The sequence below is a fragment of the Bartonella sp. AP4SXKL genome (assembly GCF_042195845.1).
GTDB lineage: Bacteria > Pseudomonadota > Alphaproteobacteria > Rhizobiales > Rhizobiaceae > Bartonella.
This window is the reverse complement of the sequence record NZ_JBHIPA010000024.1, coordinates 1-12,569: the sequence shown is the minus strand read 5'-3', so window position 1 is coordinate 12,569 and position 12,569 is coordinate 1. Positions and strand designations below refer to the sequence as shown.

General features: G+C 41.1%; 5 protein-coding genes and 2 pseudogenes. 3 read left to right on the top strand and 4 right to left on the bottom strand.

What is annotated here, in order from left to right; translation table 11 throughout:
• The 4 genes and pseudogenes from ACFIMI_RS08880 to ACFIMI_RS08865 form a co-directional block, all read right to left on the bottom strand.
• A pseudogene (locus tag ACFIMI_RS08880) lies at positions 1 to 466 on the bottom strand (hypothetical protein); the annotation flags it as partial.
• A 92-nt stretch (positions 467 to 558) separates the two neighbouring features.
• A complete protein-coding gene (locus tag ACFIMI_RS08875; RefSeq protein ID WP_375692481.1) occupies positions 559 to 1,221 on the bottom strand; it encodes a hypothetical protein in 663 nt (220 codons plus the stop codon).
• Between the two features lie 81 nt (positions 1,222 to 1,302).
• Positions 1,303 to 2,286 carry a hypothetical protein gene (locus ACFIMI_RS08870; protein WP_375692480.1) on the bottom strand — a complete coding sequence of 328 codons (984 nt, stop codon included), beginning with the start codon at positions 2,284 to 2,286 and terminating at the stop codon, positions 1,303 to 1,305.
• A 1,734-nt stretch (positions 2,287 to 4,020) separates the two neighbouring features.
• A pseudogene (locus tag ACFIMI_RS08865) lies at positions 4,021 to 4,640 on the bottom strand (type ISP restriction/modification enzyme); the annotation flags it as partial.
• A gap of 257 nt (positions 4,641 to 4,897) precedes the next feature.
• On the opposite strand from ACFIMI_RS08865, the gene ACFIMI_RS08860 reads away from it, so the two are divergent.
• From ACFIMI_RS08860 to ACFIMI_RS08850, 3 genes are all read left to right on the top strand, one after another.
• Positions 4,898 to 5,077: a hypothetical protein gene (locus tag ACFIMI_RS08860; protein ID WP_375612457.1), complete on the top strand. Its 180-nt coding sequence runs from the start codon at positions 4,898 to 4,900 to the stop codon at positions 5,075 to 5,077.
• The gene (locus tag ACFIMI_RS08855) at positions 5,070 to 6,830 is read left to right on the top strand and encodes a ShlB/FhaC/HecB family hemolysin secretion/activation protein (protein ID WP_375692479.1); all 1,761 of its coding nucleotides are present in this window, start codon (positions 5,070 to 5,072) and stop codon (positions 6,828 to 6,830) included. Before ACFIMI_RS08860 ends, ACFIMI_RS08855 begins: the two co-directional genes overlap by 8 nt.
• Before the next feature lie 91 nt (positions 6,831 to 6,921).
• A partial coding sequence (locus ACFIMI_RS08850) for a filamentous hemagglutinin N-terminal domain-containing protein (RefSeq protein ID WP_375692478.1) occupies positions 6,922 to 12,569 on the top strand: 5,648 nt, incomplete at its 3' end.

Here is a 12,569-nt window from a genome sequence, read left to right as displayed (position 1 = left end):
CATAACTAAAAACCGTAGCATCATAAGAAACATGCGCATGATCATAAATATGAGCATCAGCAAGAATGCGGGCACTACCATTCACATGAGCATACCCATAAATATTGCCATAAACATGAGTATTGCCATAGACAAAAGCATGGTCATAAACTTTAGCATATTGAGAGATAAAAGCTTTTCCATAGACCTCAGCATTGCCATAAACTTGACCACAGACTTGAGAAAAATGGCGTATTTTTGCATTGTCATACACTCTTGCATGACCATAGACACAAGCCTCATCATACACCCAGCAATTACCATCATGGGATAGGTTAACTTCCTTTTCAATAAAGCCGCCTAAAGCACCCGCCTTTATATCATCAAAATCTTTTAAAGCTTTAATGCGATAAATGTTTATAATATTTCGAGTAAGAGCATGTTTGATTTTTTTGATTTCACTGGTTAATTCATATTTTTTGCACATAAGAAGACCCTCACAATCTAATGTGATAAACGTTTGATAAAATTTGAAATGAGATGTTTAAAGAAGGGCGCCCCCGCCGCGCCCGCGCGTCTTTACGCAGCGTTATTTTCAATAATCTTTACAACGGTATCGTTTTCATAAACCTCACAATTTATGGGAACCCAATATAAATCACTATCTCTTTTTAATCTTGCATTGCCATAGACATTACCTCTAATCACGAAATAACCAGAGATTTTCGCATTACCATAAACAGAGCCATAAACATCAGTATGACAGCCCACGCTAGCATTCCCATAAACCTTGCCATAAATTTTAGCAGCGCCACTGATAACAGCATGATCATAAACCTCAGCATTGCCATGAATACGAGCGCTCCCTGATAATTTTGCATTGCCATAAACCCGCGCCTGATGATAAACCCAAGCATTATAAGAAAGATGCGCATTATCATAAACATGAGCATTTGCATAAACGCGGGCACGGTCACATACATGGGCATTGCCATAAACATTACCCATTATAATAGCTTTATTAAAAACCTTGGCATTTTCATAAATATGGGCAGGATTTAAAACAAGAGCATTATCGTAAACCCAGCAATTGCCATCATGAGAGAGGTTACTTTCATTTTCAATAAAACCACCCAAGGCACCAGCCTTAACATCGTCAAAATCCCTTAATGCTTGGATGCGATAAAGAGTTTGATTATTAAATACACGTGTCTCATTTGTGAGTGCAAACTTTTTTTGCATAGCACAATTCCTTTATAAAAAGATTTGAATTTTAGAATGAAATGTTTAAAGGGGGGCGCCCCCGCCGCGCCCGCGCGTCATTTACACAGTTGTAAAAACAATATCACCAGTGATAACGGGTTCTTTATAATTGCCACCAATTTTGGTATCACCACCAATCTCAGTATAGCCAATTACCTTGGCATTGCCATAGACATGAGCATCACCATGGACCTTGCCATAAATTTTTGCATTGTCATAAATGCGAGCATCATCATAAACCTCAGCATTATCAGAAATTAAAGCATTATTGGAAACCCAAGCACCACCATAAACCTTGCCATAAACCTTGGCATTGTCATAAACGCAGCTCCTATCATAAACATGGGCATAACCAGTCACTATAGCATTCCCATAAACCTTGGCTTCTCTATTGACCATAGCAGCGCCACAAACATGGGCATTATCGCAAACCCTAGCATTATCAAAAACTATAGCATTTTCATAAACATGGGCATTATCATAAACCTGAGAGGTTCCTAAAACACGTGCTTTATCATAAACCTCAGCATTGCCATAAATTCGAGTTTTATCAAGAAATTTGCCATAAATAGTGTCATAAATTTTTGCATTTCCATACACTTTAGCATGTCCAAAAATATCACCATAAATCAATGCGTTCTCATAGACTTGCGCATTGCCATAAACTTCAGCTCTAATATGCACGCTAGCATTGCCATAGACCCTTGCATTTTCATAAATTTTTGCAGATCCAGTAATTTTTGCATTATCCGAAACATGGGCATTATCGTAAATACGAGCATCACCATAAACCATGGCATTGCCACCGACCCAACAATCACCATTATGAGCTAAATTTGCAACCTTATGTATAAAACCGCCTAAATCACCAGCTTTTATATTAGCAAAATCCCTTAAAGCCCGAATGCGATAAAGAGTATAATCACCAACCTCTATTGTCTCTCCTGTAAATTCGTATTTTTTTGCAGGCTCTTGTTGATTAGCAAGCGCGGTTTCATTTGAAATATTAGAGATAACGGGGGTGTTTTTTACTGTATTTTTCATAATTAAAACCTTGTCGTAATTAAATTTTCTATTAACAGCCTATAGAGGGCATCGGGTGCTAGAAAACACGGCGACAAGTCCGCTGCTTACACTTTTCTCATAAAGAGTATTGTATGGTGTAAACACACCCGACAAAATCCTCATATACTAACAAAAGTATAAAAGATAGCCAATTTTTAAAAGCGTTGGAAAGATTGTTTCGTAATCTATCCGCTTGTCGTTTCAAAGTGTTTTCTAATCACTTGAATATTCATATAATAAAATACGTATTTATTGTCAAACAATATTTTATCTTTTTTGATATTTTTTGTATTTTTTTAAATACGTTGTGTATTGATAATATCTTATGCCTATTAGTTGCTTCTTTTATATTTATATGCTTTTAAAGCTATATTATTGGCTTTCTTAAAAGATTGCGTTATTTTCTGAATCTATACATTTATAATATTTAGAAACGCTCTCATGATGCGTATTTTAAACTTTATAACCTATCAATTTTGTCACTAAATGAATTTTAAATTTTTTGTGAATTTTGTTTATAACATATTTGCAACTTAACAGCTTTTTATAGAGATGGTCTTTATAACCAATGCATTCATTTGCATTATGATTATAAAACCTTGCTGTTTTTATGCATTCTCTATAGCTGTTATATGCTTTATAGCCACCGCATCATTTTTCATTTTCATAAGAGAAACGATAAATAGGATAATTACGATTTATAGACTGTTATGAAAACATCTCAATAGAAACTGATAATTATAGAGATGAGCAAAATCTCTTTTAATAGACCGTGTCAGTGTTGTCAGTTCCTTTTAAGAGCCTCTATTATTTTTTTTATGAGTAAAAATTAAAAACATTATATTTCAATAGTTTAATATCTTTAAAACATAACCCATATCAAGAGTACAATCTTAAAAGATAACCAATGATGTGAATTGATTAAAACCTGTCAGTTATGTGTCAGTAAATTGAACTGACAAAAGTGATCATTTGAGTGAGTCATTAAAACGTGTCTTATGAAAAGCATAGGAAAGTAAAAACTGATTACGTTATCAAAATCCCTTTTATGAATTTTATCAGTTCTTTTGAATGATAACCTTATGATTTAGAGAATGATTACAACGTGCTTTATAAAAAGCATGTGATCCTTTAAAGCCTTTCAAAAGATGGTTTATAACTCATAAGAAATGCTATCAAGATCATTATAGTTATGAGTTTTGAAGGGGTTTTGAGTTTTGAGGGTTGCCCCTTTTAGATAAAAAAACGATAAAAAGTAAAAACGTTATTTTTCAATAGGTTAAGATTTTACAGATCTTAAAAAAACAACTCATATTGATAACACAACCTATAAATTCAACTAATAATATACGTTTTGAAGGGGTTTTGACGGTTTTTACACCTTCAAAACCTATAAGTAAAATGAATATACATAACTCTCTTTAAACAAAGCTTTTGAAAACAATAAAGCACTCATTTTAGATTACGGTATAATCTTTTAAAGGCAATGTAAAAAAATTTAATTCATTTTAAGAGTGGGTTTCTTAAAAGTCTTAAAGCAATCCAAATAAGAGTATTTAAAAGTGCAAATGATTTCTTTTTAGAATAACGCATATAAACACTCTTTTTAAAGATTGTATGTAATCAACTTAACAAGAGAGGTATAGATTATGGTTATAAGCTCTATACCCCTTGTAAGGTTATCACTCTCATTATGTGAGCATGCTTTATAAGTTATTCGGTTTCTCTTATTTCTAATTTTGGTAGGTTCTTAACAATTTTCATTGTTTCTAAACTTACGGTAATAACCCTCTGCAATAACTCTAGAGGGTAGGCAGGGTTGCCAATGGTTTCAACAGCATAACGATTGGCATCATTAACAATGCCACTCTTTTTATCAGTCTTAACACATTGACGCCCCATAACCGATTCAAGAGAGATATCTGTCATGATGATATTGCTGTTATAAATAACAGTTGATTTATCCTTTTCCTTACTATTCTTAATTTTTGCAAATTTTATTTCAGTTACATAATAGAATTTTTCGGGATTAGAGATTTCTGTCTGTTTTGGATTACCCTTTTTAAAGGTGACAGGATAAGGTTCTACAGTTTCATAGTTTACGTGCAAATGACCGAGTTCACGCCCTGCTGTCACAAATTTCCAAAAATCATCAGCCGTTTTTACGCAAGGGATACGAGGCAATTCTTTGCATAAATTATCAGCATAACGGGTGCGATAATCTTCTGAATGCAAAAAACCGTAAACATAATAAAACAGATCATCTTTAGTGTTTTTTCATTAGGATAAGCGGCTTTTAAATATGCTAATCCTTCATCAGTTATAGCATTACGCATTTTCTTTTTTTCTTATTTTAGTAAATAAGCGATTGTCATACTATTTTTCTTATCAAGCGATAATAATGGAGTGTTTTTTGTTGTCTCTAATATGTAACAGTTCCAATAAATTTGGTCTATTCTATGAATAAGAGTCTTTACTTAAAGCTCAAAATTATATTACATGCAACACCTTAAAATTAAGAAGCATATTAGAGTGTATGATTGTCATTTAACAGTGTAATTGTAAAATCTTCAAAAGCGGGGGAAATGATATGGTTTGCACAACTCATAAAGCAGGTGTATACAGTACAGTCTATGCTTTTTTCTCAGATGTTATAAGTATTATTCTCATCAAAAAATTAAAAAATTGTTACGCGGTTGGCGATTTTTTCTGTGACGCTGACGATATGGTTCATTTTGTTGCTCATTTTGAGGGCACAATGAATGCATAGATTTTTTTTCATTTTTGTTTTTGCGGCTATTTTGTGCCTTTTCTCGTTGCCGAGTTTTGCCCAAAACATTCGTGAGAAAGCGATTAATCAATCAGAGAGCATCCAACGACAACAAACACAACAACAGCGTTTTCAACGATTGCACCGTAGAAACGAAACACATGGGATATTTTTGCCAGACGATGATACCACATCTGCCTATGGTGCTTCGCCTAGTACAACCTGTTTGCTGATCAAAAGCATTGAATTTGTTGGTGCTCAGTTGATTTCTCATACCGACCTTCATGAAGCCATTTCTCTTTGGGAAGGACGGTGTTTGGGGATTGCCGAAATCAATAAAGTGCTCAAAGCGGTGACCAAGCTTTATATGAAGCGCGGCTATATTGCGGTGCGGGCTTATTTGCCTGAGCAAGATTTAAGCGGCGGTCATCTCAAGATTGTTGTAGTTGAAGGTGTGATGGAAGATATTACCCTTGATGGGCATAAAGTTGAGAGGAGACTTCAAGGAGAAATCACCACGGCTTTTCCAAACCTTATTGGAAAGCCGACCAATCTGCGCCAGATAGAGCAAGGGCTTGATCAAATCAATCGGCTTTTCTCACGCCAAGCCACCATTAATCTTGGTGCGGGGAGCAATTCGGGTGGTTCGATACTCGATGTTCATATTGAAAAACAGAAACCTTGGCTTATTACGCTTTCCAGCGATAATCTTGGCGCTAAAGCAACAGGGCTTTATCAAACGCGCTTGAGCCTTTCTTTTGATGATCTGTTGGGGATCAATGATCAATGGTCGTTTAGCTATCAGCGTTCTATGGATGGTAGTCCGTATCATTTTTCTCACAAGCGTCCCAATAGTGATACTCTAACGGGATCATTTTCTCTTCCCTATGGCACTTGGACAACAGGTTTTGATGGGACGTGGAGCCAATATCATTCGAGTGTTAAGGGAATATTTTCCGATATTATGACTGCGGGTAAGTCTTTATCGCTTACACCGTGGATTTCACGGGTTATCGACCGTGATCAAGAGGGAAAGACCTGGCTTACAGGACGGTTGACATGGAAATATTCTGATAATTTTATTATGGGCAGTCGGGTTGATGTTTCCAGCCGTAAATTGGCTATTGCAACCTTTGAGCTTGATCATTCGCGCAAGTGGCTTGGAGGAGAATTAAGCGCGCATATAGGGTTTCATAAAGGGTTGGCAATTCTTGGCGCTTATGATGATAAAGAGCAAGAGAATACAACAAAAAATTCACCCAAAGGGCAATTTTCCAAATTGTCTTTTTCCCTAGGCTACGTGCGTCCTTTTTCGCTCAAACAATATAACTTTCGCTATAACACGCTGTTTTCAGGACAATTATCACCCGACACGTTGTTTAGTTCAGAGCAAATATCGCTTGGTGGTAGTTCCTCTGTGCGTGGGGTGCGTGAGGCGATTTATTACGGCAATAATGGGGCGTTTTGGCGCAATGAATTGTCGCTGTTGTTGCCAGGTTTTTCTTCGAGAATGGGGCGTAAATTTATGAGCCAATTTGCCCCTTATATGGCGCTTGATCTGGGGGCCGTGGCCAATAATGTAAACAAAAACAGTTTTGGCGGGAGCCTCGTTGGGGCAACTCTTGGTTTCCATGCAACCGGAGACATTACGGATATTGATGTGTCTTATTCGAATATTTTAACCCAATCGACAGTGCGAGAAAAGGGAAATGCGACAGGGTTATTTCAAGTGCGGGCATTATTGAGATTTTAGAGCAAAGGGGCGGTAAAAAATATCGCTGCGCTGTTTATACCCATATGGGTTGTTTTTTTAAAGAGATAAAGAATTTTATGAGGAGCTGAAGATGCGGGGATTGAAAGATCAAAAGCATAGATTGGGATATGGATACAAGCTATGGCAGCGCGTTCTTTGTGTTTTGCAGCGAGGGATTCATAAGGGGCTTTCACTTGTTTTAAGCTTTTGCTTAGCTTTTCAGCCTTTGTTGTTGCAAGCACAAGCGCTTGGAGCGCGAAGTCCTGTTGCACAAGAGAGCCAAGGGATTAAAGCAGCTGATGGGGTTGGCTCTGTTTTCCGCCCCACGGTGGGGAAAGCCGGCAATGATGTGCCGCTGATTGATATTGTGCGCCCCAATGGACAGGGTCTTTCTCATAACAAATATGACAGTTTCAATGTTGATACCCATGGCGTGATTTTGAACAATTCGACTGAGGAGGTTTCGCGTTCACAGCTTGGGGGATTGGTGCCAGGCAACGGCAATTTGCGTTATAGCGGTGCAGCAAAGGTTATCCTTAATGAAGTGGTGAGTGCCAATCGCTCGCGTCTTGAAGGCGTGAGCGAAGTACACGGGCATATGGCGGATGTTATTATCGCCAATCCCAATGGGATTACCTGTAACGGTTGTGGCTTTATCAATACCCCACGGGTGACTTTATCGACCGGACAACCGATCATTGGAGCCGATGGCGCTTTGAGTGGATTGCGTGTTGAGGGTGGTGATATCACCATAGGCTCTCGTGGGGCTGATGGGAGTGCATTAGATATTTTTGATCTTGTTTCGCGCAAGATCAGTATCGGAGGTCCTATACAGGTCAAAGGGGATTTGGCTGTTATTGCTGGTCACAATCATTTTGATTATGACAAACGCGAAGCAACTTCTCTTGGTTCTGATGGCAAAGAGCCAGAATTGGCGATTGATTCCAGTGAGTTTGGTGGAATGTATGCGGGGCAGATCCGCGTGATTGCCAATGATAAAGGTGCGGGCGTTAAGATGCGCGGAGACATGGTTGCCAATGCAGGCGCCATGAGATTGACAAGTGATGGCAAGCTGGTAATTGCCAAAGCACGTGCCAAAGGAGCGGTGAAGGCTCACTCCCACCACGATAGTGTACATGTGAAAGATCTGCTTTTTTCAGAAGAAGCAGTTGAACTGAAGGCTTTGAAACATGTTGAACTGGCTGAGCAAGCTCGCGTTGCGGCAAGCGGTGCTGTTGATGTGCACGCCGATCTGATCAAGCTCCAGTCCCATGCTCTTCTAGCAAGCGGTATTGGGAGTGATGGTCAACAGTCAGCGACGGGTTCTTTGCATTTACAGGCAGCAAAGCTTGAGGCGGGGAATGGGCGGATAGCCGCCGGTGATCTTTTAGAGATCCAAGCAGCAACAATTGATCTGAGCCGCATGCAAGACAATGATCAAACAGGGGTTTCTTCCCTTGGCGATCTGACCATTAAAACCAATCAAATCAGCGCTTTAAACAACCATATTGGTGCCAAGGGGAATATTGTCTTGAGCGCCGATGATGGGCTCACTGTAGGCGCTGGACATTATAGCGCTGGCGGCTCTCTTTTGGTGGAAGCAGCAGAGCTTACATCACGTGCGCGCTTAGTGGCAGAGCAAAAAGTTGACCTTTATGCGCATCACGGTGCCCTGATCCAAGAAGGCACTGTCTGGTCCAATGGGAAGATAACGCTGGATGCCCATGGTGCCCTCAATCATACGGGTGATATTGTCAGTATGCAGCAGGTTGCCTTGACAGCGGGGGGCATGTTCACAACCTCTCAAGAGAGCACGATTTTAAGTTATGATGTGGTTTTAAGTGCTGATGCTTTAACCCAAGCAGGGACTGTGGAAGCCCAAGAAGGAGCATTAACCCTTCAAGTGCGTGATGGGGTTATCAATAGCGGCACAATGCGCGGTGAGAGTGTCGATGCTCATATTGGTGCATTTACCAATCAAGGGACGTTTATTGCAACCGATGATTTGCATTTGATGGTAAGCACACAAGAAGGCGCCGATCCGCAACAAGCCTTTCTGAAGAATACATCCGAAGGTGTCCTTCAAAGTGGTGGCGTTTTTGTTGTGACCGCAGGGCAATTAGACAATGCCGGTGTGCTTGGCTCTAGTGGTGAGAATGTTGCCCTCAATGTGGCAGGGAATGTCAGCAATAGTGGGCTGATTTACGCCAAAAAATCTATGGACGTATTCAGTGATGGTGATTTAACCAACACACAGGGCAGAATGATTGCAGAAGAGGCTCTCAGCATTGGTGGGCTGAAAGAGACACGTGCTGGTCATATAAATAATGAGGCTGGTCTTCTCAGTGCTTTAGCCGGTGAGATGAAGATTGTTGCAACGTCTTTTGTCAATAAAAGCGCTGAAACGACAAATTCAGAGCAACAAAACGCTACACATGATGAAGGTGCGCATGTTTTAGCGCGGGATGGTTTGCGCATTGATGTGGGCAGTTTTGAGAATGTTGATGGTCTTATTTCTACGCAAGGGGCAGTTAATATTGTTGCTGATAGTGTGATCCAAGCAGGGCACATAGAGATTGAGCGTGGTGACCTTCAACTGACCAGCCACGGTGATTTAAGCAATAGTGGCACAATAGAAAGCAATGATACCATTGCTTTGCATGCGCAAACAAATCTCAGCCAAACGGGGCGCATTGTCTCTAAAAAGCGGGTTGAGCTCTCAACCGATGGCATCTTGACGCTGGGTGAGACAAGTGAGGTTGGCGCCTATGATGTAACGCTGAAGGCAAGCACACTCACCCAAACTGGGCTTGTGGAAGCGCAAGGCGGGGTACTTACTCTCAACAGCCATGATGTTTTAAGCAATTCCGGTATTATGGTGGGCGGTGTTGTTGATGCGAAGCTTGGGTCTTTAGCCAATTCCGGTCAGCTTTTAGCCAGTAACAGTTTTACGCTTGTGGCAGAAAGCCATGATCCGTCATTGGGGCAAGTTGCTCTGGTTTTAAATGGTGAAGACGGTGTTCTCAAAAGTGGTGGTGCTTTTGTCTTAACCGCAGATGTTTTGGACAATGCCGGCAGTATTGGCTCAAGTGGTGATGGGGTTGCGCTCAATGTGAGCGCTGATCTGAGTAATAGTGGGCTGATTTATACCAAGAAATCTGCCATTTTCTCCTTAGATGGGGATTTTATCAATAAGTTTGCCGATGTCATTGCTGAAGACAATCTCATCATCCGTGGTTTAAGTGGAGAGCGGGCTGGTCATGTGATCAACAGCTCGGGTCTTTTAGAAGCCGTGTCAGGCGATATGACCTTCGATGTCTCAGCGCTTACCAACATGCGTGAAGGTGGAGTTGAAGTTAGCGATAAAGTGGTGAATCGCAATGTCTATGAAACATCACATACTGAAACAGATGGGTGGTTTTTTGTTGATACAACTACCACAACTACCAGAGTTACAACGACGGTTAGTCAGCAGCAGCCTCATTTTACCAATAATGCTGCCCAGATTTTAGCAGGGCGTCATCTCACGGTTCATGCCGGCGATATCCGCAATAGTTATAGTTTAATTGCTGCCAATGGCAACATTGTGATGCATGGCGATACGCTGCTCAATGAGGGGCGTGATTTAACCGAAACAACCAAGATTGAGACGACAACACGCATTGAGACTACATCTGGTGATATTTTGGGTGCAGGGGTGGCTCAAATAGGAGATACAGACACATCGGAATATGTTGATGATCCTGTAATAATCACGCGCACTTATGATGCTGTTTACGGCACGATTGAAGCTGGTGGCACGCTTGATGCCAAGTTGACAGGCTATATTGACAATCATGCGGTGCGTGAGGGGGTTGAGCAAGTTGGCTTAAGCTCTGGCGATAAAGGTTTGGCTGGTGTTAAAAACACCGATTTTGACGGTTCCAAACCACTGATTAGTGATGATCGATTAGACGGTATTATCAATGGTTTGAAAGGGCACAAAGGGCTTTTTGCACCAAGCACAAAAACACCCGCACCAGAATCCATACAGGTGCCAACGCAAGACGGGCTTAGCTCTGTTAAGACAGAATTGGACCAGACCCAATCACCGGATGTGCCGTTTTTAGTTGAGACGCGACAGGACTTTATCAATCCAAGCAAATTTTTAGGATCGGACTATTACTTAAAAAAGATTGGCAATTATAAGCCTGAGAACGTGTTTAAAAGATTAGGGGATGCTTATTTTGAATATCGTCTGGTGGGTGAGCAAATCTTTGAGCTGACAGGCAATCGCACTCTTCTTGATGTTGAAGATCCCAATGCTCAAATGCAAAGGCTCTATGACAATGCTGTGGAGCAGCAAGATCCCTTGGGGTTAGTGCTAGGCAAGCCCTTAACGCCTCAGCAGATTGCTGGGATCAAAAAGGATATGATCTGGCTTGAGACCCACCCTGTCGACGGACAAGAGGTCTTGGTACCCCACGTTTATTTGGCACCAAACACTTCTTTAGCACAAGATGTTTATGGGGCAAAAACGCAGCAAGGAAACCTTGCCAGTGCACGTTTGAAAGGCAATGGCGTCACTATAGAGACGGACCGTCTTACCAATAGTGGCACCATATCAAGTAATGGTGCATTGCATGTTTCGACCACGCAAACTTTGTTCAATAATGGTGGTTTTTTGCTTGGCAGCGGTGCTGTAGATCTCAGCAGTGGCGATCTTTTAGCCAACTCGTCAGGTGTTATTCTGGGGGATATCATCACCCTCAATGCGAAGACAATCATTGATGGTACTGCAAAAATCCGTGACACGAATGAATATGGTTTTGTTGATCGGAGCGGGCAGCAGGCTCAAATCATTTCTATACAGGATTTAAACATTCACTCCCTTGGCGATTTAAGCATGACTGGTGGCCAATGGAGCAGTGGTGGATCGACGACGGTGATTGTCGATGGTTCTGCTACGTTTGGTTCATTAGTGCTAGAGAGTGACCATAAGGAAATATTGGAAAAAGGGCATTATAACGCCCAAAGCAGTGAGCACCGTTTGACAGAAGTCAAAAGTGATGGAGATTTGACCATTGTCACAGGTGGTGAACTTAACCTTGAGGGAAAGTTTAAAGCCAAGGGCAATGGGGATTTCACCAGTGGTGGCGCTCTCAACGCGATTTCAGAGCAAGATTTTAACAGTTTTGATTTGGATCTGAGGGGCAAAGAAGGCGACAAATCGAAGCAAAAGAATAAGTTTCGTCAACAATCAACAGAAGTTACTACAAACAAAACCACGATAGAAACAGAGGGCAACCTCTCCATGCATGCGCAAAATGGGGATCTCACGCTTGATGCGGCAGGGCTATCAAGTGGTGGTCAGACGCATTTGGCATCAGATACGGGGAAGATCAAGTTTCTGACCAACAAGGATCAAGATTTTAAGGACGTTTATCAGCGTAATGAAAACCTTGTGTGGTGGAGTGAGAGCGATAAAGGTTACCTTAAGGAGACCATCGAGCATGTCACCATAGATGCTAAGGGTGGCATAAAGCTTGATGCGGGTGATGGCTTTGTTGTTGAGTATCAGGCAACCGGTGATTTAGACAAATCCCTTGAGCAATTGTCTCGCTCTCCAGGCATGGCATGGATCAAGCAACTGCGTGATGATCCAGAATTATCCAAGCAAGTGGATTGGCAAGCAGTTAAGGCTGAATTTAAAGACTGGGATTATAAAGCCCAAGGGCTGACAGAAGCCGGTGCGGCTAT

Bases quoted from the DNA above. Each gene is read 5' to 3' on its own strand.
- ACFIMI_RS08870 (WP_375692480.1), bottom strand. From the start codon at position 2,286: ATGAAAAATACAGTAAAAAACACCCCCGTTATCTCTAATATTTCAAAT.
- ACFIMI_RS08875 (WP_375692481.1), bottom strand. From the start codon at position 1,221: ATGCAAAAAAAGTTTGCACTCACAAATGAGACACGTGTATTTAATAAT.
- ACFIMI_RS08860 (WP_375612457.1), top strand. From the start codon at position 4,898: ATGGTTTGCACAACTCATAAAGCAGGTGTATACAGTACAGTCTATGCT.
- ACFIMI_RS08855 (WP_375692479.1), top strand. From the start codon at position 5,070: ATGCATAGATTTTTTTTCATTTTTGTTTTTGCGGCTATTTTGTGCCTT.